This is a genomic window from Deltaproteobacteria bacterium, from assembly GCA_016210005.1.
In the GTDB taxonomy this organism is placed as follows: domain Bacteria; phylum Desulfobacterota; class Binatia; order HRBIN30; family JACQVA1; genus JACQVA1.
Genome location: JACQVA010000249.1, coordinates 15,790 through 40,140 on the forward strand (window position 1 = coordinate 15,790; position 24,351 = coordinate 40,140).

The window sequence follows — 24,351 nt, forward strand, 5'->3', positions numbered from 1 at the left end:
CCAAGCAGAGCATCCGCCCGAAGGATGCCACCGACCGTGCTTTCCTCGAAAGCCTGCTCAACGACGAAATCCCAGGCCGAAGATCGTGAAGGGTCGAGCGGTGCCCAGGCGCACCGAATGGGCGGCCGGGCGCATCGCGGGCCCAGCTCGGTTTACGATTCGACTTGTACCTTGATCCGGCTGAGCCACGTACTCCGGCCGCGTCACCGACATCTGTACTGGTTCCAGGTGCTGGTTCCTTGACCAGCGCGCCGCAGCTCGCTAATGGACCCGCCATTCACAGTTGTATGATGCCGAACCGTGGTGCCGTCAGCATTGGGGCCGCTCGCTTAACCATCGCCGAGGTCGACGCGGTCGCGCGTGCAGTGGTCGCGGTGCAGCTGGAGGGCGAGGCCCGGAGCCGCCTGCTGCGCTCGTACGAGTTCGTCCAGCGGCTGGCGGAAACCAGCACGCCGGTGTACGGCTTGACCACCGGCTGCGGCCCACTGGCCACGCAGCCGATTGCGCCCGAACGGCGCGAGGAATTTCAACGCAACCTGGTGCGCAGTCACGCCTGCACGCTCGGCGCCCCACACCCGGTCAGCTTCGTGCGCGCCGCGCTGGCGGTGCGGGCACAGGTGCTCGCCCAAGGCTACTCCGGCGTCGCCCCGGCTACGGTCGAGTTGCTCCTGGCGCTCCTAAATGACGGCATCCATCCCATCGTCCGTGAGGTCGGCGGCGTTGGCGCCAGCGGCGATCTGGTCGAGCTGGCCCAGGTCGCTCTCGCGGTCATCGGCGAAGGGCAGGTTGAATTCCACGGCAAGAGCATGCGCGCCGATGCCGCCATGGCGGAAGCCGGTCTGAGCCCGCTGACGCCGCGCTATCGCGAGGGCCTGGCGTTGATGAACGGGACCTCCTTTCACACCGGCGCCGCCGCCGTGCTCATGTCCCGCGCGCGCCGGATCATGGCCGCGGCCGAGGTAGCGGCGGCGATGGTGTTCGAGGCCTTGCGCGGCAATCTCGAAGCGCTCGCTCCCGAGTTCCAACTCACGCGGCCGCACCGCGGGCAGCGGGCGGTGGCCGAGCGCGTCGCCGCCATCGTGCGCCACAGCGCTCTGACCGGCAGCACCGAGTCCGCCGCCGGACGCCAGGACGGATACAGCTTGCGTTGCATCGCGCAGGTGTTGGGCGCGGTGGTCGACGCGCTGGAGTCCGCGGCCGCCGTCATCGAGACCGAGTTGAACTCGGTGAGCGACAATCCGCTCTTCCTCGTCGATGACGGCCGGGTGGTACACGGGGGCAATTTTCACGGCCAGCCGGTGGCGATGGCGCTCGATCAGATGAAGCTGGCGATGGTGGAGCTGGGGGTGATGTCGGAGCGCCGCCTCGCCCGCTTGCTCGACGCCACGCTCAACGCCGGCCTGCCCCCGTTCTTGATCCGCGATGGCGCCGGGCTGCGCAGCGGCTTCATGGGGGTGCAATACTGCGCCAGCTCGATGGCGGCAGACAACGCCGTCCTCGCAGCGCCCGCCAGTGTGCGCTCGGTGCCCACCAACGCCAACAACCAGGACGTCGTCAGCATGGCCATGGTCGCCGCCCGGCAGTGCGCGCGGGTCATCGACAACGTCGAGCGCATGGTCGCAATCGAGCTGTTAGGCGCTGCCCAAGCGCTCGATCTGCGCGGCGCTGAGGGCGCCGGTACCGGCACGCGCGCGGCCCACGCCTTGATCCGCGCCCAGGCACCGCCGCTGATCGAGGACCGGCCGCTGGACGCGGATGTCGAAGCCGTATGTCGTGTGATCGACAGCGGGTCATTGGCTGGCGCCATCGAGCCGGGTTGGTGAAAAGCCCCGCCGAGGCTTGTTGCGATGCTATCAAGCGAGGATATCGGCGACGCGGTTAACCTCGTCGGGGTCCGCCGTCGTCGGCACCAGAATGAGTTCGTCGGTACCCAAGTCGGCGAGCCTACGGGCGGCGTCACGCAGTGCAGCGGGCGAGGCGGTTTGCACGGTGGGGGCGAGCGCCCGCGCCGCTTCGTCGCCGAGAAAGCCGAGATAGCGGGCCAGGTAGTCGTCAAGCTGCGCGCGCGCCCGCGGGCCAAGCGCGAACCAGAAGCTCATCACCAGGCGCGGCGGCGTGCGCCCCGCCTGCTGCCAGGCACGGCGAGCGGTGTCGTAAGCGAAGCTGACCTCGTCCGCCGATGGCCCGAAGCTGAAGCCGCAAATGCCGTCCGCCCAACGGGCGGCGCGGCGGATGGATTGCGGGGCCAAGGCGCCGGCGAGCACCTCCGGCCCGCCCGGCTGCACCGGCAGCGGCTCGACCGGCCGGGCTCCCTCGACCATCACTTCGCCGGCCCACACGCGGCGCATCAACGCAATCTGCTCTTCCATGCGCTTGAGCCGTTGAGCCTCGAACGGCGCCCCGACGGCTTGGTAGTCATCCACCCGAGCGCCGACACCGAGGCCGAGGGTGACACGGCCGGCGGAGATCACATCCAGTGTGGCCACCTGCTTGGCGATCAGCACCGGGCTGTGCATCGGCAGCACGATCACGGTGAACGCCAGGCGCACGCGCTCGGTAACCGCCGCGGCCGCCGCCATCGTCACCATCACCTCGGGGTTCGGGAAGTTGATGCGCTCACCGGCCGCCAGGCTGGCATATGGCCCGGCATCGATGCGCCGCGCCCACTCCAGAATCGTGCGCCGATCCAGCCCCGGCACCATTACCGGCAAGTTCATCCCGATCCGCATTTCAGTGCTCATGTGGGTATCCCTACGGTCCTTGCCGCTGGCATGCAACCCCTGGGCGCCTGGGCCGCATTGAAATGCATGGGGAGAATGTGATTGAGAGGCCGGGGGCGCGATGGTGAAACAACCGCAACGCAAGGAGAGTTGACATGGCGGATACAGCGTATGACGTGATCGTGGTCGGTGCCGGTTTTGGTGGCAGCGCCTGCGCGGGTTTGCTGGCGAAGCGCGGGCTCAAGGTGTTGCTGGTGGAGAAGAACGCCCGCGCCGGCGGCAAGGCCATGAGCCTGGCCAAGAACGGGTTCACCTACACTGCCTGGGTGGTCATCGGCGCACCGGTGATCGGCAACCTTTACGAAGCGGTGGCGAACGAACTGGATGTCGCCGACCTCATGAAGCTAGTCGCGCCGGGACGCCAGGGCAGCATCTACAAGAACGCCGCGGGCAAGTATGCCAGGCTGCCCGATATGCCGGTCGGACAGACCGACCCCAACGTCGTCTTCGACTGGCTGGAGATCAAGCCTGAGGATCGCGATCGGGCGCTGGCGTTCTTTGCTCACCTGACGATGATGCCCGCGGAAGAAATCAACCAGCTCCACGGCATCAGCTTTCACGACTGGATCACGCGCCAGAACGTTCCCCGATCGCTGTACGCCTTCCTCGTCAGCCTCTGCTGCGACGGCATGTTCATGGTGCCGGCGGATCTGCTGGAGGCGGCGGAGGCAATCACCAGCTTGCAGCACATGTTCCTGCGCCACGGCGGGATGTTCTGTCAGGGCGGTTACGGTCGCGTGGCCGAGGCGTACTGTGAGGCGGTGCGGCGCCACGGCGGCACCGTGCTGATGAAGGCCAAGACCGAGCAGATCATCGCCGCCGACGGCCGCGTCAGCGGCGTCGTTACCGGCCAGGGCACCTTCACCGCCCCGATCGTCATCAGTAACGCCGGCCTGCAACCGACTGTTATGAAGCTGGTGGGGGAACAGCACTTCGATCAGAAGTACGTCCAGTACGTGAAGAGCCTGCTGCCCTCATGGGCGCTGCTGGGATATCGCTATTTCTTGCGCCAGCCGGTGCTCGACGTCACCTACGGGGTGATCTTTTCGGACAACAGCCCGTGGAGCCTCGATCGGCTCAATCAGGCCCACGCGGGTCGGGCTTCGCGCGAAGGCGTGGTCTACTTCGAGGTGCCGTCGAACTACGATCCGGCAGCGGCGCCGCCGGGCAAGCAAATCGTCATGACCGGCTCGTTCTGCCCGCCCAGCCCACAGATGACTGCGGAAGAAATCGCCGCCTGGGCCAACGCCGGCGAGGCCATCTTCTTCAAGGCCTTCCCCGCGCTGGCAGACGCAATCGAAGACAAGGAACTGTACACGCCCAAGGACGTGTCCAATCTGACCCGTGACTCCGCCATCCACGGCCACGGCGGCGAGACCATCGGCCTGGGACAGGTCGTGGGCCAATGCGGTCCGGGCAAGCCCACAGTGGAGGCACCGCTGCGCGGCCTGTTCTACGTCGGCTGCGACGCCGGCGGCAGCGGTGTCGGCACCCAGCAAGCGATCGAGTCGGGAATGAAGGTCGCCGACGCGGTGCTGCGCTATCACCAGGCAAGCAAAGCCGCGGCATAGCAGGGCTGGAGCGCTGCCCCAGCGGTCGCGAATCAGAGCAGCGCACGACGCCAAGGTCTCTTGAGGGCGGGAGCGGTGTTCCCGCCCTCGGGTTTTGTAATTTTGCATTGACGACCCCCCGAAACCGGGTTTACCATCGGTCGCAGTTTCAGGAGGGATCGTGACTGAGATCGCACGGGCCACAAGGCGCCGTTTAGGCAGCGCCCTGGCAGTAATGACCGCCTTGGCTTTGATTGCCGCACCGGCGGTCGCCCTCTACGGCGGCGGCGGCGTTCCCAGCAGTGATTGCTTGGCCGTCCTCAACGCCGCCGTAAACTTCCCGGCGGCCCGGCCCTCGATGATCCGCTGCACAGATGGCGACCCGGTATGCGACGCCGACCTCACCATCAACGGCCAATGCGCCTTCTCGGTCGGCGTGTGCGTCAACAGCACGTTCGATCCTACTCGCTGCACGCTCCAAGGGGTCGATGAGGTCCTCGTCGACCATGCGGAAGATAACGGCCTTGACCCCAAGTTCGACACCGGGTTCCAATCACTGCAAGACAAGATCGAGTCAGACCTCACCTTTCCGAACGCGGCCGCCGATTCCTGCGCTACCGCAGCCACCATCTACGTGCCGATCAGGGGGCCGTTCGGCACACCCGGGCGCCATTACTGCGTGCAGAACTACAAACTGCTGAAGCTCGCCACCGTCTCGACCTTCATCGGCGGTAAGGTTTACAGCGACACCGATATGCTGCGCATGATCTGCCTACCGGCGGCCAAGGAAAGCGGCGGCTGTGATCCGCGGACACTGTTCAGCGGTACTTACGATCGCATCCAGAAGCAGGTCTTCACGCAGAGCTGTGCCACCGGCACCTGTCACGATTCCCAGAGTCAGCGGGCCGACTTGCTACTCGAGCCCGGCGCCTTCCCCGGCAACCTCGTCAACGCCGCTCCCACCAACGCTAGCGCGGCGGCGGCGGGCTGGACGCGCCTGACGCCGGGTGATCCGACCACCAGCTATGTCTATCGCAAGATCCAGGGCGGCCTGCCGGACCTATCGTACGGCGAGCGCATGCCCTGGCACCGCCCGCAGCTCGAAAAGAACTTGCGCGAGGCAATTCGGCTCTGGATTCTCGATGGCGCTAGCCCCGGCGGCTGGGTTACAGGCACCGACTGAGCCCGCGGCCTGAGGTTGAGGAGGATGTATGGGAGATCAATACAGCGTCTTGAGCACCGCCGACGCCCGGCAGCTCTTGCGGCGCGCCGGCTTCTCGGGCACGCCGACCAAGATCAAGTACTTGGTCGGCAAGACCCGCGGCGCCGCCGCTGACTCGTTGCTGCGCTTCCGCTCGATCAAGATCAAACCCTACGGGCGCGACATCGAGGGGGTACGCCGCGCGTGGCTACGTACTATGCTGACAGCGCCTTTTCCGTTGCAGGAGAAGCTGATCCTGTTTTGGCACGACCACTTCGCCACCGGCGCCGACAAAGTCAGTGACCCGAAAATCATGTCCGACCAGATCGGCCTGCTTCGCCTCTACGCCAAGGGCAACTTCAAGGCGATGGTGAAGGCGATCAACAAGAACCCGGCGATGATGTGGTTCCTCGACACCATCCTCAATCGCAAGAGCCAGCCGAACGAGAACTATGCCCGTGAGCTGCAAGAGCTGTTCACTCTCGGCGTCAAGGATCTGCTCGGCGTCGACAACTACACGCAAGCGGATGTCGTGCAGATTGCCCGCGCCTTCACGGGCTGGCGTTTCGACTACACCACACTGGTGCCGTCGATGTCGACGTCACGCCACGACTTCCAGTACCCGCCGAGCTATTCCGGTCCCGACCGCGGCGACAAGGTGATCTACAAGAACCGCGCGCCCTTCGGCAGCAACGGTGCCGCCTACGCGGCCAACGCCGGCGAAGAGGGCGAGGCGGAGATCGACAAGATCATCGATATCATCTTTCAGCACCAGGATAGCCAGGGCCACAACACCGTCGCGCGCCACATCGCCCACAAGCTCTTTACCTATTTCTGCCACGCCACGCCGCCGCTGACCACCATCGATGAGCTGATCACGGCTTCGAGCTTCGACACCCAGTTCGAGATCGCGCCGCTGGTGCGGGCCATGCTCTGCCACGATGAGTTCTATGCCACGGCCGCGCCGGCGCCGTTCGACGCCACCACCAAGAAATCGGTGAAGTGGCCGATCGATTACGTCGTCAGCACCATGCGCCTATTCAGCATGCGCCCCGATTCGCGCTACTGGACCGTTGGCTATGCTGAAAGCGAGGTCACTGACCACCTCAGCAACATGGGGCAAAACCTGCTCGAACCGCCGAGCGTATTCGGCTGGGATTGGGAAGCGGGGTGGCTCAACAGTGCCACCATGCTGGCGCGTTACAACTTCGCACGCGACGTGATCGCGGCGCGGCGGTTCAGCATCTTCGGCTTCCATCCTGAGAACATCCGCGTTAGCTCGACGCTGAAGCTGATCGACCTCACCGCCCCCGCGGACATCGTCAACGCCGCCACCGACTATCTCGGCATCACCGACCAATTGACGCTGGCTGATCGCACCGCGCTGATCGCGTATCTACAGGACGATGGTAACGGCGGCACCTACACCACGCTCGACCTGCACGACTACGACATCCGCCACACCAAGCTGCACGGCCTCTTCGGAGTCCTGCTGCAATCCGCCGCCTACCAGTTGCATTGAACCTGAAGGGAGGGGAGGCATGGCTCTGACACGGAGGCAGTTCCTGCAGCGCACCGGCGCCTTGACTGCCGGCAGCATTCTCGCCCCGGGGTTCTTCCGCACCCCTTTGCTCCGGCACGCCCTGGCTGCGATCGACGATCGGTTCTTTGTGGTGGTCTTCCTCGACGGTGGCAACGACGGGCTCAATACCGTGGTGCCGCTCGGCGACGCCGGCCCGGCGGCGCTGCGAACCGCCTATGAAGCCGCGCGCGCAACCGGCACTGGCGGCCTGCGCCTGTCGACGACGGCGCTGACCCCCTTACAAATCGCCAACGACCTCAACACCGGCACCCCACTCGCGCTCCACCCCGGCCTGGTGGGACTAAAGAACCTCTACGACCTCGGCAAGGTCGCGGTGGTGCAGGGCGTCGGCTATCCCGACTACAGCGGCTCGCACGCTGAAGCCCGCACCGCCTGGCGCACGGCGAATCCGCTCGGTCTGCCCTCGGTGCGCAATGGTTGGCTGGGACGCTACCTGGCCGACAACTACGGCAGCTCAAACATCCCCGGCGTCAACATCGAGTTCACCGTCGCGGGCGAGTTCGAGCAACAAGCGACGACCGTCCTTACCCTCGAGCGCTTGCAGTACTTCCTCTTCCCGTTCGACCAGTACAACCTGGCCAACGACTACGACCCAAAGAAAGATGCGCACCTGGCTCTCGCCAGTAACGCGGCCGCATCGCTGCTGCCGGTGTACAGCTACCTCGGCACCACCGGCAGCAATACGCTGCTGGCCACCGAGAGCTATCAGTCGCTCCATGGGCTGTACACCAACGAGCGGCCCTCGTGGAACAGCGCGTACTCCGCACTCGACGGCAACGGTGTCGGCTACAACGGCTTCGCCCGCGACCTGCGCGAGGTCGCCAAGGTCATCTACGGCGTGAAGCAAGGTGTCAGCGGCGTCACCTCGCGCTTCTTCGAGGTCAGCAACTCGGGTTACGATACTCATTCGGACCAAGGCACAGACGCGAACAGTGACCAGCATTTCCGCTTACACCGCCGCGTCGGCGACGCCATCGAGGTCTTTTACCAAGATCTCGAGGACATGGGCTTGGCCGATAAGGTCTGCATCCTGGTGTGGAGCGAATTCGGCCGGCGCATACTACAGAACGACAACGGCACCGATCACGGCTCGCAGGGCCCGGCGTTTGTCATCGGCGGGGCGGTCAACGGGGGCGTATACGGCAATCATCCGAACATAAACGGCGTCGATTCCGGCGCGCCGCAGGCCCTCGATGACGGGGGCAACACGCCGTACTCGCAGGCTGCCAACAACCTCGCCGACCTCACCTTGCCGTTCCGATCAACCGACCTGCGCGATGTCTACGGTACGATCATCAAGCATTGGCTGAACCTCGACGACTCACAAGCTCAGGGATTGCTACCGCTCGATACCGGCTCGGCCGACGAGTACTGGACGGTTCCGAACTTCGATCTGGGGTTCCTCTAGGCCAACTTCTACAACTGCCAGCCGCTTGCGCCTATCACTCCGTGCGCGTGTCACATTGGCCGAATGATGATGACGTGTGAGGAGGGAAGCGCGTGAGTTCGTTTGCACCAACCCGGGGTGTCGCCCTGAGCGGGGGCACGGCGGTTTCGCCGGAGGCCCCGATCCGCATCGGCATTTCTTCGTGTTTGCTGGGTGAACGAGTGCGTTTCGACGGCGGGCACAAGCGCGACGCTTTCTTGGTCGAGACCTTCGGCCGATACGTCGACTGGGTGCCCGTGTGTCCTGAGGTCGAGGTCGGGCTCGGGGTACCGCGCGAATCGCTGCAGCTGCGCCGCATTGCGGGTCAGGTGCGCATGGTGACCACCGAGACGGGCATCGATCACACCGAGGCCATGCGCCGGTACTCGCAGCGGCGAGTTGCGGCGCTGGCGGGAGCCGATCTGTGCGGCTACGTGCTCAAGAAGAACTCGCCGAGCTGCGGCGTGGAACGGGTGAAGATCTACGGCCACGCTCGCCCTATTGCCAGCGGGCGCGGCCTATTTGCCGAGGCCTTGCGACAGGCCTTCCCGCACCTGCCGGTGGAGGAAGAGGGTCGCTTGAATAACCCGCAGCTGCGCGAGAACTTCATCGAGCGGGTGTTCGCCTACCGCCGTCTACGCGCGCTGTTTGGCGCGCGCTGGACGATCGGCGGCCTGGCGGCTTTCCACAGCGCCCACAAACTGCAGCTCACGGCGCACTCGCCGCGGCTCTACACCGAGCTGGGCCAGTTGGTGACCGGGGCGAAAGCGCTGCCACGTCCGGCACTGCGCGCGTCCTACGAGGCGCAGTTCATGCGCACGCTGGCGCGGACGGCCACGACCAGACGGCAGGTGAGCGTCTTGCAGGGCACGATGAAATATTTCACCAGTCGGCTCGAACCGGCAGCGCTCCGACAGCTGCGCGGTCTGGTCGCAGAGTACGGAAGCGGGCGGCTACCGCCGGTGGTCCCGCTCGCCCTGGTGCGGCACTACGCGCAGCAGTTCTCAGTTCCCCAGCTGCAAGGACAGACGTACCTCGAACCGGACCCGCAAGAGTTGATGTTACGGAACCACGTGTGACTCCTGGGATTGGAGCCGGTCCGCCGCCGGGTTTCGGCAAGCGCCTTGGCGCCAGGAAGTGGTGGTGCGCAATCCGTCCACTCCCCTTGATCCGTTCTAACCCCAGCCGAAGTCCGCGCGTGCCGGCGCAGGAGGTTCGGGATCGCCTGCAGCTTGCTGGATTCCGCCGTTGCCGCCGCCAAGCTCGCCGCCACCCCACCCTAGAACCAGCGGCGAAGTCTCGTCGGAGTTCGTGTCGGTGTCCTGGTTGGGGTTCGTGTTGCTGTCCTGGTTGGGGTCCGCGTCCGTGTTGGCCTCCGGGTCGCCGTCAGCGTCGGTAACGGCGTACGCGTTGGAGTCCTGGTGCTGGTCTGCGTCAATGTTGCCGTCCGCGTCGCTGTCGTAGTGCTGGAAAGCATCGCCGTCGCCGTCCGTGTCGCCGTCGGAGTGCGTGTCGGTGTGTTCGTTGTCGCAGGTGGTGCACCTGATGGCGGTACGACGACCAGAGTAATCGACGAACCCGGGAAGGTGGCAGTGAACCCGCTGGGGCCCACCGCTTGATCGGCCTCCCGGACAATGCTGCCGAGGTTGCTAGCGCTGTAGCGGTATACCTGTGCGCTGGGGCCGGCGCTGAAGTGGGCGAACGTGACAGCGCTGGTCAGGGCCTGAGCCGTCTTGTTGACGATGACAATGGTGAGCGTGCCGCTGGTGCTGCGCTGAGCGCCATAGACTGCGAGCTGCGCCTGCTCGGTACTCGTGGCGGCGACGCTGACATCACCGAAGCGGCTATGGGCGCCGTCGTAGTTCAAGAACACGCGGAACGCGAACGCCACCGGCTGGCTCGCCGTGGGTGGGCTCCAAAGCGCCGCGAGGTCGAGTCCTTCGCGACCGAAGATGCCAAGCACGTCGGCCTGCGCCAGCGCCCCGTTGAGATGATCCGACGCCCCCCAGTTGTACTCCGTAATGGCGAGCTTGGTCCCAGGATAGTTCGCGTTCACCCAGTCACGCATGCGGGGAATTAGGCGCACCGCTTCGCCGATCCAGCTCTCGTCAACGTAGGTCGGATCCCATAACGCCCGCGTCGACCGCAGGCGCAGCGCTTGCGTCGCCGTGCCGCCAACCGGCGACAACGTCACCCCGGACGCCTGCGGGTAGTAGTGCAGGTCGAGGTAGTTCAGGATGCGGACTCCGTGCTCCTGTTCGTAGGCACGCATCTGTTGCAGGTACCATTCGATGAACGGGACGTTGCCGTGTGCCAGCCGATCCTGCGGGTTGTTCCACCAGGCCCCACCCGGGGCCCAGTCAAGTGCCGACCAGAAATAGGCCGTCCAGCCCCAGGACGCCGGCCCGAGCGTTTCGGCGGCCGGATCGGTGGCTTTGATGGCGGCCGCATAAGCATAGGTGCGATCGCGCATCTCGTCGTAGCTGGTTGGAGCGGGATGCACATCACGGTGGGTGTCGTCCCACAGCTCCGGTTCGTTGTCGAGGTTGTAGAGGCGTAGGCCGCCACTGGCGGCGTCACCGTACTTGCCCATAAGATGTTGCATCCATTCCTGCACGAACGCCGGCGTGATGGCGATGCTCGTGTCCTGCGGGTCGTTGCCACTGATGAGCGAACCATCTGGGCGAATGCCGTTGCCGCAATCCGGCATCCACGAATCGGTGGACTGTTGTGCGCCGTACTTGCTGACGCTGAAACCACACCCGCGGCGCCGATCCTTCGGCGTCCAACCAATCAGCGGAACGGTCAGCAGAGTGGCGGTGTCAGTGCGCCGATCTTGCTCGACGAACTGATCACTCGCAGATCCGTCCGGCAGCGCCGCCGGGTTGTCGTTGGGGTTCGGGAGGTTTTCGAAGTACCAGTCGGACGCGTGGTTGTTGCTATCGACCTGCCAATTGTAGCGCGTCGTGGCGTTTCCTCCCCAACGCCTAACCGGTAGGCCCAGTGCGGCGGCCAGACCCTCGTCGGCGAAGTTCATCCCATAGATAGCTGAGCTGATCGGATGGCGATCGGCCGCAACATCGATACTGAGCCTTGGTCCCGCCGGCGTCACTGCTGGTGTCGGTGTCGGCAGCGTGGTGGAAATAAACACCACGTCGTCGACATAGAACGTCGCTTGCGCTCCGGCCGTGGCATTGAACCAATAGAGGTAGCTGACCGAGCGCGGCGTACCGAGACCTGCTAGTGGCACATCGACGGTCTTCCAAGCCCCGGCTGCAGGCGTGAGCGCACGCCGGACCGATGTGCCAGCGGTGCTGTCGCCGACCTCCACCTCGATGACCTGACCACCACTGGTGCCACCGTGTACGTAGAAGCGCACAGCGTCGTACGCGCTCGCATCGAACCCTTGCCAGTCGCCGATTTGTAAACCGCTCCATCCCGCGGTGAACGTCACCGCGATCGACGCGTTCCCCGCATGGACCGGAGCGGTCTTGTTGAAGTCACGGGTCACCCCACCCCACGACCAATCCGCCCAATTGCTCGCGAGCGCGTCGTCATACACCGTGGCAGTACCGGCAAGCGTTGGGCTCACAGCGAGAACGACAAAGCAGGTGAGCAGCAGAGAGAATCGTGTGCGAGTCATGGCTCAGCGGCGTAGCGCGCGGCGTGCCACACACCGGGCGAACGGCATCATGCAGGGCGAGGCCCGCAGGACTTGCCGCGAAAGTGCAATGCCCTGCAAACTTTTGACACTCGATCCATGCTGGTTGCCGTCGGCATGAAGCGGTGCCGACCATCACTGGAACTCAACCGAAGCCTTCGTAATCCGTCCAAGCCGTTGTCAGCCTAGCAGCCGAGGTGGTGTGCATACGCTTCACTTCGGCTTGGTGGCGAAGAAGGCGTGGAAGCTGTCGCCCGGCACCAGGCTGCGGCTGCGCGCCTCGACGAAGCCGGCCTCGCGCATCTGGGCGACCAGTTCCTGGGGCGCGGGCAGACGCCCGCAGCGCTCGGTGCCGGCGCTCCAGATGTCGAGACCGACGGCGGCCGGTCCGCCGCCGCTGCACGTGGTGGTGAGCAGCAGCTTGCCGCCGGGTTTCAGGAACGCGCGCGCGTGGCGCAGCAACGCCACCCGCTCGCCGACCGGGAAGTAGTAGATGTTGTTGTGGAAGGTGACGAGGTCGAAGATCGCCTCGGGGGCTCGCTCGCGTACGTCTCCCTTGTCGACGCGAGCTCGGTCGGCGAGCTGCCATTGGCGCAGATTGGCGTTGGCGAAGTCCGCGACCTCCGGCTGAAGCTCTAGACCGATGGCCGTGAGGTCGGGGTTGCGCTCGGCGGCGTAACGAATGTAGGTGCCGGAGCCGGCTCCCACTTCGAGGACCTTGAGGGCGCCGCGGTGTGGCACCACTTCATCGATCGCCTCGTGTACGAAAGGCCGAACCAGCGGCGAGGAACGAGCGATCAGAATGCCGTCCTGGTCCGCCAATGCGAAGCGCTGGCCGCGCGCCAGCCGCCGCGGGGTCTCGATGACCAGGGTGTGATGGAGCGTGGCCACCTCCTCGAGGATGGCGACGATCGCATCGTTCTTAGGCTGCGCCAGGCTGCGCGCCATGAAGCCTGCGAGAGCGTAGCGATCGTTGTCGCTGCGGAGCTCGCCGAGCCGTACGCCCAGTTCGAGCCACTTGCGCAGCCAGTCGTGGTCGCCGGCATCGTGGACCATCTCGCCGGCCAGCTGGTCGAAAGGCACGGCGCCGGCGCCGCCCAAGCGCGCCAGCAAGCCGGCGCGAAACGCAGCCACCAGCCACACCAAACGGTAGAAAGGCGTCATCAAGCGCATGGCGCGCAACAAGACGAGCAGTTGACCTCGACGCAGGACTGCGATTGCGGTTCGCGCTTTCATTGCTCTCCTCTCCTCACCGGCCGCGACGGCCGAGTTGATGCGTGCGTTGGCGTGAGCCGCTGCCCACAGCTGGTGGCGCCAGCCCTTCAATCTGCAGTTCCAGCGCGCGGCGCAGGGAGCGATCGACCTGTTGGCGATCGACCACGGCGTCCGCCAGCCAGGCCTGCGCGTGGAAGGCGTAGTGCGCGAAGAAAGCGTTCACCTGATCGGGCACCGCCACGTCCGTGCGCAATTCGCCGCCGGCGCGCCCGCGCTCAACCAGCGCGGCGATCGCGGCGAGGTAGTCCTCGGTGAGCGCGTTCATCGCTGCCGGCTGCTGGGTGCGATAGAAGAACTCGCCGGCGATCACCCGCGAGAGTTCAGGGCTGCGCGCGTAGAAGTCGAGAAAGCCTCGGAACAGATGCATCAGGGCGTCGGCCAAGGGCAGGGTGGTGCAAGTGCGCGCCGTCCGCTGGCGCAGGATTTCATGCACCTCGTCGCGGAAGACGAGGAACAGCAGCTCGCGCTTGTCGCGGGCGTAGAGGAAGAGCGTGCCGGTGGCGATACCCGCCCGCCGGCAGATCGCGCGCGCCGTCGCGCCCTCGAAGCCCTTCTTGGCGAAAAGCTCGCGCGCCGCGCGCTTGATGCGGGCGAGCTTGTCCTGCTTGTTGCGCTCACGCAGCCCCACGGGCGCGGCTCGGGTCGGGCTCTCCCCGGTCTCCACAATGAACATGTTCATTTATAAGCATGTTCATTTTTCTCGCGCAAGCCCCCCTCGGGACCGAATCGCCGGCCTGGGCAGCCGAGGGCGCCAACGGCAAGCTCACCGACGCAGTCAGCCGATTCAACCGATGCGAAGGACAAGAGGCACCCGCGCGCGCAGTCGCAATCCGTTGAATCCGCCTAATCGGCTGCACCCCAAAGGAACCGCTGCCGGGCGACCGTCGCTGCCCGTGCGCCCCGCTTGACACTCCCCTTGGGCCGCGGCAATAGTGAATGCGGCTTCACTATTGCTGCATGGTCACGCGTGCCCCCAAACGAGCCGCCCACGAACGCAAGCGCTTGATCCTCGAAGGCGCCCGCGCGGTGTTCGCCGGCTCCAGCTACACCAACGCCAACACCGCCAAGGTGGCCCGCGCCGCCGGAGTGTCCGCCCCCGCCCTCTACCGCTACTTTCCCAGCAAGAAGCAGCTGTACCTGTCCACGCTCAAGGACGCGGGCCCGCGCCTGTTGCACATCTGGCAGCGGCTGGCCCAAGAAGCGGCCGATCCGCTCGACCTCATCTGGACCCTCGGCCTGGCTTACTACGACCGCGTGCTCGAGCGCTCGCCCGTCATGCGGCTGTGGTTCCAGGCCCTCGGCGAGGTCGGCGACCGCCAGGTCCGCGCCGCGCTCGCCGGCAACTTCACCGCGGCGGTCGATTTCCTGGAGCGCAATCTCGAGGCCGGCAAGGCCCAGGGCTTGGTGCGCCGCGATCTCGACGCGCGTGTCGCCGCCTGGCACTTCATGGCCATCGGCCTGACCTTCGATCTCATCCACCTGCTCGGCCGCGACCACGAACTCGACCGCAGCAAGGTCGAGAACTGGGGCCGCCTCTACCTGGAGTCAGTACAGGCAGCGCCCCGTGGCTCCAGCGCGCCGCACCGCCGCCGCGCCGCCTCGAGCAGCCACTCTGGCCGTCGCCAGCGCCACTGACCGACTGCCACGCAACAGCAACCCAGGAGACGCCAATGAGCCAACGCCAAGATCCACCACTCAGAGTGAGCGCCCAGGCGGAGCGGGAATCGCTGCTCTTGCGCTGCTGGATGACGCACGACGCCATGTGGTTTTTCCACTGCGCCCAGGCATGCGGCATGGAGACGACTAACAAGATCAACAAGGCGGCGGTGCGCTCGATGGCACAGATCGAGATCAAACGAATCAAGAAGGCGGTCGGCATCGAAAGGGTCGAAACCTTCCCGCAGCTCGTTGATCTGATGCACGCGGCCTTCGACTTGATGAAAGCCGACTTCATGGGGTTCAGCTGGCGCGTCTCGGCCGAGAACACCCTCCACTGGGACATGCCGCGCTGCTTCGCTTACGACGGCGTCCAGAAGCTCGGCGTCGCCGATCAATATCAGTGCGGCATCTTCGAGCGCATGGAGGGCTGGGCCGAAGGGCTCGGGCTCAACTACACCGTTACGCCGCAGGTGTCCGGCTGCATGATGCACAGCGAGGGCCGCTGCTTTCGTGATTTCAAGTTCCAGTTTTCCCTGCCGTAGCCCGACCCTTACCGTTCAGGAGCCGGAAAGATGGATCGACCCAAGTACGAGTTCATTCGCCTCGCGGAAGCCGATGGCGGCGTCGTCACGCTTACCCTCAATCGTCCCGACAAGAAGAACGCGCTCTCGATCGCATTGCGCGACGAGGTGAGCGATGCCTTGGCCGGTCTCGCCGGCATGGACTCCGTCAAGGTGGTCGTCGTCACCGGCAGCGGCACCGTCTTTTCCGCCGGTTTCGATCTCAAGGAATTCGCCCGCGTCACCGAGCCCGAGTTCGCCAAGCAACTGTGGGACTCCAGCGACCGCTTCCACCGGGCGCTGCTCGAGTTTCCGCTGCCGACCATCGCCGCCGTCAACGGGCCTGCGCTCGCTGGTGGGTTCGACCTCGCGGTGCTCTGCGATCTGCGAATCGCAGCCGAGACCGCCACCTTCGCCCATCCCGAGATCACCTTCGGCGACGTCGTCTACTCGCCGCTGCACGACCTGGTCGGCGGCGCGCTGGCGCGGGAGCTGTGCCTGACCGGCCGGAGCGTCGGCGCCGCCGAAGCGCTCGCGCTCCGCCTGGTGTCGGCAGTGGTGCCGGCCGAGGAATTAGAGGCTCAGACCCGGCGCTGGGCGGCACAGATTGTCCGCACCCCGCGAGATATCCTCAAACGAACGAAGGCGAAGATCATCCGCCGCGCCGCCATCGGCTTTCGCACCACGCTCGATCTCTGACCCCTTCCCGGCAGTCTTGGCGGCTAGCCGCGTCGCCGCGTCTTCGCGCCGCCACCGCCCGTGTCCCGCGAGCCGAGAGCCGGGAGGGCACGTCCGTTATTGACTGAGCATTCTAGAACGTGTATTCGCATATTCATGGGACGGCCCTCACGCCACGTCGAGGCCAGCATCCTGGAGAGCGCCAAGCAGCTGTCGGCCGAGGTCGGCCCGCACAAGCTCACCATCGCCGCCGTTGCCGCCCGCACCGGCGCTCCGGTGGGCTCGATCTATCACCGCTACGCCTCGCGCGACGAAATTCTCGCCACCGTGTGGCTCGAGCTGGTGGAAGCCTTCCAGGAGCAGTTCCTGGCGGCGCTCGCCGGCGATGATCCGGTGGCGGCGGGACTCGCGGCTGTCCGTTTCACCTGCGACTGGGTTCGGCGCCATCCGCGCGAGGCGCGGCTCATGCTCGTGCACCGCCGGGAGGACTTTGCCGCCGAGCGCTGGTCAAAGAGCCACCGGCGTCGGGCGCAAGTACTTACCGCGCAAGCGCACGAGAGTCTGCGCCGTTACGCTTCCCGCTTGCGCGGACGGAGCGGGCCGGCTCAGCTGCGCAGCGTCCGCTTTGCCTTGGTGGACTTGCCCACGGCCGCGCTGAAGCCCGACCTCGAAAGCGGTATTCCGCTGCCCAAGCAGACCGAAGCACTCTTGCTCGACACCTGCGCCTACGCGCTCCGCCAGATCACCGGAGGGCGCCGGCGCGTGAAATCGGGACGAGTCTAACAGCAAGCAACGGAGGTGAATCATGTCACAGGCATTGCATCACGAAGCCGTCTTCCAACGGCCGCTTGTCGAGGTCTTCGAGTTGATCACGACCACCGGTTGTTGGCCGCAGTGGCACCCGGCCACGCACGCGGTCAGCGGGCAGACGCTGCGACCGGCACAGCTGGGCGATGAGTGCACCGAGGCCATGCGCACGGCGGGTTTCTTTGAAGGGCACATTTCATGGCGCGTTGTCGCCTGCGAGACCCCGGTACGCTGGGCTATCGCCAGCACCGAGATTGCGGTGCCCTTGCTCTCTCGGGCAAAGGTGCGGGTGGAGTATGCCCTCGAGGCGGAAAGAGGTGGCACGCGCCTGTTCCGCTGCTTCGACTATGAATTGCCGCGGCACCTCTGGTTACTCGATCGGCTGTACTTCCACGCCAAGATGGAAAGCGAATCGGTCGAGGCCTTGCGGCGGCTGGTGCCGCTGGTCGATCGGACACGCGTGGCGGCGTGAGTCGCCGGGGTGAGCGGATTGAACGGATTAGGGACTTGGGTGATGGAACCGGCTTGAAAGACGAGCGGCACAAGAGAAAGCGCGGGCATGCCCTCGGATCGGGTCTGGAATCTGTTCAATCCGTTCAATCCGTTGTAAGAAGCTCCTCCGGAGGCCGCAATGAGCATCACGGTTGAAGTCACGTACGACATGAGCAAGGCACTGGGCACGAGCCGGTTCGAGGTCGAGGGTGCGCGCACGGCGCGGGACGTGGTCCGGATGACGCGCGAGAAGTTTGGCGAGCGCGGCGCGGAGTTCGAGAAGCTCACGCGCGTTGCGGCCGTGTCGATCAACGGCGTGCTGATCAACCACCGCAACGGCATGAGCACGCCGCTCGCCGACGGCGACACGGTAGCATTCCTCAAGGCCGCTGCCGGCGGGTGAACCCTAAGTTCGCCCGCCGCTCATGGGACCGGCCCCTCGCGCGGTTTCAGCCTGCTCCCGGCAGCCGTTGGCGCAATACGTGTAACAGCCGCCGCGCGTCCGCGCCGCCCAGAACCACGGCGGCGAGGCCGTAGGCAGCCATCCCAGCGGCCACCGCAGCGAGCAGCAGTGCCAGCTGCGGCGCCAGCTGCCCCGGCGCGCCCCAGTCGCCGCCGCCGGCCATCCAATTCACCGGCCACACTATGGCGGCTGACGCCACCAGGTCGCGGCCAAGCGACAACGCCAACGGGCCGGCGCGCAAACTGGGCAACCGCCAGCGCAGCGCGCCCAACAGCAGCACCATGTTCACCGTCGCCGCCGCGGAAGTCGCCAGCGCCAGCCCCGCGTGGCGCAGGTCGGCGATCGCCAGCCAGCGGCTGGCCGCCGCGATCACGTCGGCGGCCACGGACTCGCCGGTCGGCGCTACCGCACCCATCAGCATCAGGCTGCAGCAGCCGTTGACTGCGAACGTGATCAGCGCGACGACCACCGGCGTACGGGTGTCGTTGAGGGCATAGAACGCGGGCACGAGCACGCGCACTAGTGAGACCGGCCACAAGCCGACGGCGAACGCCGCCAGCGCCTGGGCCGTCAGCTCGACCTCGCGCCCCCCGAACGCCCCCCTTTGAAACAGCACCGCCGTGATCGGCTGTGCCAGACAAATCAGCCCGACCGAGGCTGGTAGGGCAATGAAATTGGTTAGTCGAATAGCGAAGCTCACGCTGTCCGACAACTCGCCGTAAGCGCCGCGCGCCGCTTGCGTGGAAAAGCTCGGTAACGCCGCGGTTCCCAGCGCCACCGCGAACAGGCCGAGCGGAAACTCGAACACGCGGTCGGCGTACCACAGGTACGAAACACTGCCGCCGGGCAGTAGCGAGGCCAAGATGGTGCTAGCCAGCACGTTGAGCTGGTACGCCGCCGAGCCGATCAGGGTCGGCGCCATCAGCCACAGCACCCGCCGCACCGCTGGGTGCTCCGGCTCCCAGCGCGGCCACAGTCGCACGCCGCGCCGCACCAGCGGCGGCAACTGCGCCAGCATCTGCAGCGCGCCGCCGGCCAAGGCCCCGAAGGCGAGACCATATGCCGGTTGCGACAGGCGCGGGCACAGCAGCAGCGCCGCGACAATCATCACCAGGTTGAGCAAGATCGGCGACAGCGCCGGCGCAGTGAAGTGCCGGTAGGCGTTGAGCAGCCCGCCGAACAGCGCCATCAGTCCGATGAAAAACAAGTAGGGAAAGACCCAGCGCGTCAGCGACACCGTCAGCTCGAACTTGCCCGCCACCGCAGCGAACCCCGGCGCAAACAGCCCCGTGAGCGCCGGCGCGAGCACCATGCCCGCCAGCGTCAGCGCTGCCAGCACCAGCGCCATCACGGTGGCCAGCGCGCGCGCCGCTTTGACCGCCTCGCGCTCGCCGAGCCTGGTCAGGTAGTCGCTCAAGACCGGAATGAAGGCGACGCCCATCGCCCCTTCCGCAACGAAACGGCGCAGCAAGTTGGGCAGGCGAAACGCGACGAAGAAGGCATCCGCGGCCAAACCGGTGCCGAGATAGTAGCCGACCACCGCATCTCGAATCAGGCCGCCGATGCGGCTGACCAGGGTCAAGCCACTCACCACCCCCGCGGCGCGAGCAATGCGGCGATTCTCACTAATCAGCGAGCCCATCGGCAACTTCGGCAAGATCAGCCCTCGGCGCGCAGCCGCCGACGCATTGGCATAGTGGCTCCCTGACACAGCGGCGGCGCAAATGCCACCGGCTTGCCCCTCCCCGGACCCTGTGGTACACGATTCGCCGCTAATGCGAGAGGAGTTACCGATTTGGCCACACGTCACAAGTCCGCCGTCAAGCGTCACCGCCAGAACCTGAAGCGCCAGACCCGCAACGTTGCCATCCGCACCCGCGTGCGTCACATCCTGCGTACCACCCGCGAGGCGATTGCAAACAAGAGCGTGGAGAACGCCGAGGCCCAGTTGCGCGACGCCGTCAAGACCCTGACCAAAGCCGTCTCGAAGGGCGTGTTGCACCGCAACAGCGCTTCGCGCCGCATTTCACACCTGAGCAAGCAGGTCGCCGCCCTCAAAGCCAGCTGAGCCTGGGCGACCACCGTTCGCCCTTCGAGGTCCGCCTTTCGCCGCGCTCGCGCGCGAGCGTCAGAGCGGCGCGCTCTCGCGCGCTAGAAACCCTCGACAATTTGATCGTAAGCGTCACGCACGGCGGCCTGGAGCAGGCGCTCGATGGCGAGGCGCTTCTCGGTCTCGGCGAGCTGAATGTTGCTGAGCTGGTCGAGGTTCGCGGCATCGAGCTGGCCGCGCTGAAACTGGCTGGAGCTGGTGATCACCACCAAGGCCGAAGCGCTGAACTCTTCGACCGCCCGCAAGCCGCGCACTTCCCAGAGCACCTGGCCATCGCGATGCCGGCGCAGACTGAGATCGAGCACCAAGGTGGCTTGATACTGCAACGCCTCGTCGTTGGCATCGAACGATATCGGCATGGTCTCGAAATGCCGAATCGTTCCCGTCAGAATCGCATCACCACCAGCCGGATCAGTGACCACACGCACCTGTCCGCGGCGCAAGAACTCCTGCTCGAAGGCGAACGCCAGCCGCTGGTCGAGGCCGAACTCGCGCGAGCGATTCTCCAGCTTGCCGACGCTGACCGCTTGCACGTCGGCCGGCAGCGAGGTGCTGGTGCCGGCTAGGTGATAACCGCAGCCGGCAAGCAGCAGGACGAGAAGCAGCCAGGCGGCAAGTCCGGCGGTGGCGCCCGGCCGACGCCCAGTCACCGACAGCGCCGCGGGCGATTTCCCCTCGCTCATTTCCGCCCCCTGCTCCGCCATTTGCGCCAACCGTTACACGACCACACTCACCAGGCGTCCCGGCACCACCACGCGGCGTTTGATCGGCTTCTCGCCGACGGCGGCCCGTACGCCGGCGTCGGCCAGCGCGGCCGCCAGCACGTCATCGTCGGCCGCATCGGCCGCCACCGTCACGCGCCCGCGCACTTTGCCGTTCACCTGCACCGCCAGCTCGATCAATTCATCGCGCGTGAGCGCCTCGTCCCACTGCGGCCAGCGGGAGTTGAAGATGCTGTCCGCGTGGCCCAAGCCTTCCCACAGCTCCTCGGCGAGGTGCGGGGCGAACGGTGCGACCATCAACACCATCGCCTCGCAGACAAAACCGTCGGCCGGGCCGTGGCGGCGGACTTCGTTGAGCAGGCTCATGAGGGCCGCGATCGCGGTGTTGTAGCGCAGCGCCTCGATATCCTCACTGACCTTGCGGATGGTCTTGTGGCAGGCGCGCAGCAAGGCCTCCGGCATCTGCCGCTCGGGCTCGTGCTCGCGCACCATGCGCCAGACGCCCTCGAGGAAGCGGCGCACCCCCGCGATACCTTCGTCGCGAAAATCGCCGCCTTCCTGATACGGCCCGAGGAACATCATGTAGAGCCGGAACACGTCGGCGCCGTGCTGTTCGAGGTAGAGATCAGGATTGACCACGTTGCCGCGCGACTTCGACATCTTCGCGCCGTCTTTGATGATCAGGCCATGGGCGCGAAACTTCTTGAACGGCTCCTCGAACGGCAGCAGTCCGAGCGAGTGCAGCGCCATGGTCAGAAAGCGCGCGTACAACAGATGCAGCACCGCGTGCTCGTTGCCGCCGATGTACATGTCGACCGGCAGCCACTTCTTGGTCAGCTCGGGATCGAAGGCGACGTCGTCGCGGTCCGCCGACGGGTAGCGCAGGAAGTACCAGGCCGAGTCGAGGAAGGTGTCGGAGACATCGGTCTCTCGGCGCGCCGGCCGGCCGCACTGCGGGCAGGGCACGCGATAGAACGACTCCACCCGCGCCAGTGGCGCCACCCCGCTAGCATCGGGCTGGAAATCCTCGACCGCGGGCAAGCGCACCGGCAAGTCCTGCTCCGGCACCGGCACGATGCCGCAGGCATCGCAGTAAATGATTGGGATCGGCGGCCCCCAGTAGCGCTGGCGCGATACGCACCAGTCGTGCAGGCGATACTCAACGCGGGCCGCACCTTGGCCGCGCTGGGCCAGCCATTGAGTAATCGCCGACTTCGCCGCCAGCGAAAACACGCCGTTGAATTCGCCGCTGTTTACCAGTTGGCCTTCGCCGGTGTAGGCCTGGGCCAGCGGTGTGTCCGGAGCCTCACCAGGCGCGGCGATCACGCGTACGATCGGCAAGCCCAGCACCTGCGCGAACTCGAAGTCGCGCTGGTCGTGCGCCGGCACCGCCATGATCGCGCCGGTGCCGTACTCGGCCAGGACGTAGTCCGCGATCCAAATCGGGATGCGCGCACCGGTGGCGGGGTTGATGGCGTAGGCGCCGGTGGCGACACCGGTCTTCTCTTTCACCGCGCGGCGCGACACTACATCCATCTTGGCCACCCGCTCGCAGTAGTCCTCGACTGCGGCCCGTCGCGCGGCTACCGTCAGTTCGCTCACCCACGGATGCTCCGGCGCCACCACCATGTAGGTTGCGCCGAACACCGTATCCGGTCTGGTAGTGAATACACGCAGAGCCCGCGAGCGATCATCGGCCAGCGGGAAATCTATCTCGGCGCCGTCGGAGCGGCCGATCCAGTTGCGCTGTGCGGTCTTGGTAGTCTCCGACCAGTCGATCCGGTCGAGGTTGTCGAGCAGCCGCTGCGCGAACTTGGTGATGGTGAAGAACCACTGCTCCAGGTAGCGCTGCTCGACCTTGGTATCGCCGTGGCGTTCGCAGTTGCCGTCGATGACCTGCTCGTTGGCGAGCACGGTCTGGCACGCTGGGCACCAGTTCACCGGCGCTTGCTTGCGCACCGCCAAGCCGTGCTTGTAGAGCTGGAGGAAGATCCACTGGGTCCAGCGATAGTATTGTGGCGAAGTGGTATCGACGGCGTGCTCCCAGTCGAGCATCAAGCCCAAGCGGCGCAGCTGGCGGCCGAAGTTGCCGATGGTGCGTGGAATCAGCTGCGCCGGGTTGGCGCCCACTTTCAGCGCGTAGTTCTCCGAGTGAATGCCGAAGGCGTCGAAGCCCATGGGCTCGAAGACGTCGTAGCCCTGCAAGCGGCGAAAGCGCCCGAAGATGTCGACACCGGGAAAGGCGAAGGCATGGCCGACGTGCAGGCCCTCGGCCGAGGGGTAGGGAAACATCATCAAGGTGTAATAGGGCCGGGCGGCCGCGCACAGATCGACCCGGTGAGTACCGCGACTCTCCCACCGCTGCTGCCACTTGGCCTCGATCAGCCCCGGGTCGTAACGCTCGTCCATCGCCCCTCTCGCTCGCCACTTACTGATCGGTCGCCGGCCCGCAGTCCTTAGCCGCCGGCTTCACTCCCAGTTCCGCTGCAATCCGATCAAGGACGCCGTTGACGAAGGCGGTAGATTCGCCCGCGCCGTATCGGCGCACGATCTCGATCGCTTCGTTGATGACCACGTTGACCGGCGTCTCGGGCATGCCCAACAGTTCGTAAGTAGCGAGCCGCAGCGCGCTCAGGTCCACTTTCGAGAGCCGATCCATCCGCCAGTTCTCGCACGCCTTGGCGATCAAGGCGTCGATGTCGGCGCGGCGGTCGGCGACGCCAGCCACCAAAGCGCGGGCGAATTCCTTGACCCCTTCGCCGGCCTCGAAATTGTCCCAGAAGGTTTGCAGCGCGCCGTCAGAGCGCTCGGCGGTAACTTCCAGCTGGTACAGTGCCTGGAGCGCCAGCTCCCGTCCCTTACGCCGCAATCCCATGCCGCAACCGTGACTGCCCGCTCACACGCGTGCCCGTTTGAGGTTGGCCAGTTCGAGCGCGCTCAACGCCGCCTCGGCGCCTTTGTTGGCGCCCCGGCCGCCGGCGCGGGCCAACGCTTGCTCGAGCGTGTCGGTGGTCAGCACCCCGAAGGCCACCGGCAGTTCGTGGCGCACCGCCAACTCGCTCAGCGTCGTCCCGACGGCGTAGGCCAGCACCTCGTTGTGCATGGTTTCTCCCTTGATGATGGCGCCCAGGCAGATGATGCCGTCGACCCGCCCGCCGGCAGCCAGCAGCTGCGCTGCCAGCGGCAACTCGAATGCTCCCGGCACGTGCACGACCTCGATGTCGTCGTCGGCGGCACCGTGTTCGAGCAGAGTCTTGACCGCACCCTCGAGCAGGCGATCGGTGACCGCATGATTGAACCGCGACACCGCGATGCCGAAGCGCAAGCCGCGCCCGGCGAGTTTTCCTTCGAAGATCTGTGGCAT

Annotated in this window: 22 protein-coding genes; 13 read left to right on the top strand and 9 right to left on the bottom strand. The window is 65.9% G+C overall.

What is annotated here, in order from left to right; translation table 11 throughout:
* Nucleotides 1–287 precede the first annotated feature (287 nt).
* On the top strand, nucleotides 288–1,823 hold the full coding sequence (locus HY699_23295) for an aromatic amino acid lyase (protein MBI4518732.1): 1,536 nt from the start codon (nucleotides 288–290) through the stop codon (nucleotides 1,821–1,823).
* A 30-nt stretch (nucleotides 1,824–1,853) separates the two neighbouring features.
* Here HY699_23295 and HY699_23300 read toward each other — a convergent pair whose 3' ends face one another.
* Nucleotides 1,854–2,741 carry an LLM class flavin-dependent oxidoreductase gene (locus tag HY699_23300; GenBank protein ID MBI4518733.1) on the bottom strand — a complete coding sequence of 296 codons (888 nt, stop codon included), beginning with the start codon at nucleotides 2,739–2,741 and terminating at the stop codon, nucleotides 1,854–1,856.
* 134 nt (nucleotides 2,742–2,875) lie between these two features.
* On the opposite strand from HY699_23300, the gene HY699_23305 reads away from it, so the two are divergent.
* From HY699_23305 to HY699_23325, 5 genes are all read left to right on the top strand, one after another.
* Nucleotides 2,876–4,351, top strand: coding sequence for an NAD(P)/FAD-dependent oxidoreductase (locus HY699_23305; GenBank protein ID MBI4518734.1), 1,476 nt, complete (start codon nucleotides 2,876–2,878; stop codon nucleotides 4,349–4,351).
* A gap of 160 nt (nucleotides 4,352–4,511) precedes the next feature.
* Nucleotides 4,512–5,513, top strand: a complete 1,002-nt coding sequence (locus HY699_23310) for a hypothetical protein (protein MBI4518735.1) — start codon at nucleotides 4,512–4,514, stop codon at nucleotides 5,511–5,513.
* Nucleotides 5,514–5,541: 28 nt separating this feature from the next.
* On the top strand, nucleotides 5,542–7,053 hold the full coding sequence (locus HY699_23315) for a DUF1800 domain-containing protein (protein ID MBI4518736.1): 1,512 nt from the start codon (nucleotides 5,542–5,544) through the stop codon (nucleotides 7,051–7,053).
* 19 nt (nucleotides 7,054–7,072) lie between these two features.
* Nucleotides 7,073–8,542 carry a DUF1501 domain-containing protein gene (locus HY699_23320; protein ID MBI4518737.1) on the top strand — a complete coding sequence of 490 codons (1,470 nt, stop codon included), beginning with the start codon at nucleotides 7,073–7,075 and terminating at the stop codon, nucleotides 8,540–8,542.
* Nucleotides 8,543–8,667: 125 nt separating this feature from the next.
* Nucleotides 8,668–9,639, top strand: coding sequence for a DUF1722 domain-containing protein (locus HY699_23325; GenBank protein MBI4518738.1), 972 nt, complete (start codon nucleotides 8,668–8,670; stop codon nucleotides 9,637–9,639).
* 200 nt (nucleotides 9,640–9,839) lie between these two features.
* Here the strand turns inward: HY699_23325 and HY699_23330 are convergent, their stop codons facing one another.
* The 3 genes from HY699_23330 to HY699_23340 form a co-directional block, all read right to left on the bottom strand.
* A complete protein-coding gene (locus tag HY699_23330) occupies nucleotides 9,840–12,203 on the bottom strand; it encodes a glycoside hydrolase family 44 protein (protein MBI4518739.1) in 2,364 nt (787 codons plus the stop codon).
* A gap of 231 nt (nucleotides 12,204–12,434) precedes the next feature.
* Entirely contained in the window at nucleotides 12,435–13,457 is a 1,023-nt protein-coding gene (locus tag HY699_23335; protein MBI4518740.1) for a class I SAM-dependent methyltransferase, read from the bottom strand.
* 13 nt (nucleotides 13,458–13,470) lie between these two features.
* On the bottom strand, nucleotides 13,471–14,169 hold the full coding sequence (locus tag HY699_23340; GenBank protein MBI4518741.1) for a TetR/AcrR family transcriptional regulator: 699 nt from the start codon (nucleotides 14,167–14,169) through the stop codon (nucleotides 13,471–13,473).
* A 329-nt stretch (nucleotides 14,170–14,498) separates the two neighbouring features.
* Here HY699_23340 and HY699_23345 point away from each other — a divergent pair, with 329 nt between their 5' ends.
* The 6 genes from HY699_23345 (at nucleotide 14,499) to HY699_23370 (ending at nucleotide 18,095) form a co-directional block, all read left to right on the top strand.
* Nucleotides 14,499–15,131: a TetR/AcrR family transcriptional regulator gene (locus tag HY699_23345; protein MBI4518742.1), complete on the top strand. Its 633-nt coding sequence runs from the start codon at nucleotides 14,499–14,501 to the stop codon at nucleotides 15,129–15,131.
* 35 nt (nucleotides 15,132–15,166) lie between these two features.
* A complete protein-coding gene (locus HY699_23350; GenBank protein MBI4518743.1) occupies nucleotides 15,167–15,697 on the top strand; it encodes a hypothetical protein in 531 nt (176 codons plus the stop codon).
* Nucleotides 15,698–15,727: 30 nt separating this feature from the next.
* A complete protein-coding gene (locus HY699_23355; protein ID MBI4518744.1) occupies nucleotides 15,728–16,414 on the top strand; it encodes an enoyl-CoA hydratase/isomerase family protein in 687 nt (228 codons plus the stop codon).
* Between the two features lie 135 nt (nucleotides 16,415–16,549).
* Nucleotides 16,550–17,176 carry a TetR/AcrR family transcriptional regulator gene (locus tag HY699_23360; GenBank protein ID MBI4518745.1) on the top strand — a complete coding sequence of 209 codons (627 nt, stop codon included), beginning with the start codon at nucleotides 16,550–16,552 and terminating at the stop codon, nucleotides 17,174–17,176.
* 22 nt (nucleotides 17,177–17,198) lie between these two features.
* A complete protein-coding gene (locus HY699_23365) occupies nucleotides 17,199–17,672 on the top strand; it encodes an SRPBCC family protein (protein ID MBI4518746.1) in 474 nt (157 codons plus the stop codon).
* Between the two features lie 159 nt (nucleotides 17,673–17,831).
* Nucleotides 17,832–18,095, top strand: coding sequence for a MoaD/ThiS family protein (locus HY699_23370; GenBank protein MBI4518747.1), 264 nt, complete (start codon nucleotides 17,832–17,834; stop codon nucleotides 18,093–18,095).
* A gap of 46 nt (nucleotides 18,096–18,141) precedes the next feature.
* On the opposite strand, the gene murJ is transcribed toward HY699_23370, so the two are convergent.
* On the bottom strand, nucleotides 18,142–19,797 hold the full coding sequence (gene murJ / locus HY699_23375; protein ID MBI4518748.1) for a murein biosynthesis integral membrane protein MurJ: 1,656 nt from the start codon (nucleotides 19,795–19,797) through the stop codon (nucleotides 18,142–18,144).
* A 153-nt stretch (nucleotides 19,798–19,950) separates the two neighbouring features.
* Between murJ and rpsT the strand changes: the two genes are divergently transcribed.
* Nucleotides 19,951–20,223 (top strand): 30S ribosomal protein S20, encoded by a 273-nt coding sequence (rpsT, locus tag HY699_23380; GenBank protein MBI4518749.1) that lies wholly within the window; start codon nucleotides 19,951–19,953, stop codon nucleotides 20,221–20,223.
* Nucleotides 20,224–20,306: 83 nt separating this feature from the next.
* Here rpsT and HY699_23385 read toward each other — a convergent pair whose 3' ends face one another.
* The 4 genes from HY699_23385 to HY699_23400 are packed head-to-tail and all read right to left on the bottom strand — an operon-like array spanning nucleotide 20,307 to nucleotide 24,351.
* Nucleotides 20,307–20,969: a hypothetical protein gene (locus HY699_23385; protein MBI4518750.1), complete on the bottom strand. Its 663-nt coding sequence runs from the start codon at nucleotides 20,967–20,969 to the stop codon at nucleotides 20,307–20,309.
* 12 nt (nucleotides 20,970–20,981) lie between these two features.
* The gene (locus tag HY699_23390) at nucleotides 20,982–23,396 is read right to left on the bottom strand and encodes a leucine--tRNA ligase (GenBank protein MBI4518751.1); all 2,415 of its coding nucleotides are present in this window, start codon (nucleotides 23,394–23,396) and stop codon (nucleotides 20,982–20,984) included.
* Nucleotides 23,397–23,415: 19 nt separating this feature from the next.
* Nucleotides 23,416–23,862 carry a transcription antitermination factor NusB gene (nusB, locus tag HY699_23395; GenBank protein ID MBI4518752.1) on the bottom strand — a complete coding sequence of 149 codons (447 nt, stop codon included), beginning with the start codon at nucleotides 23,860–23,862 and terminating at the stop codon, nucleotides 23,416–23,418.
* A 21-nt stretch (nucleotides 23,863–23,883) separates the two neighbouring features.
* On the bottom strand, nucleotides 23,884–24,351 hold the full coding sequence (locus HY699_23400) for a 6,7-dimethyl-8-ribityllumazine synthase (GenBank protein MBI4518753.1): 468 nt from the start codon (nucleotides 24,349–24,351) through the stop codon (nucleotides 23,884–23,886).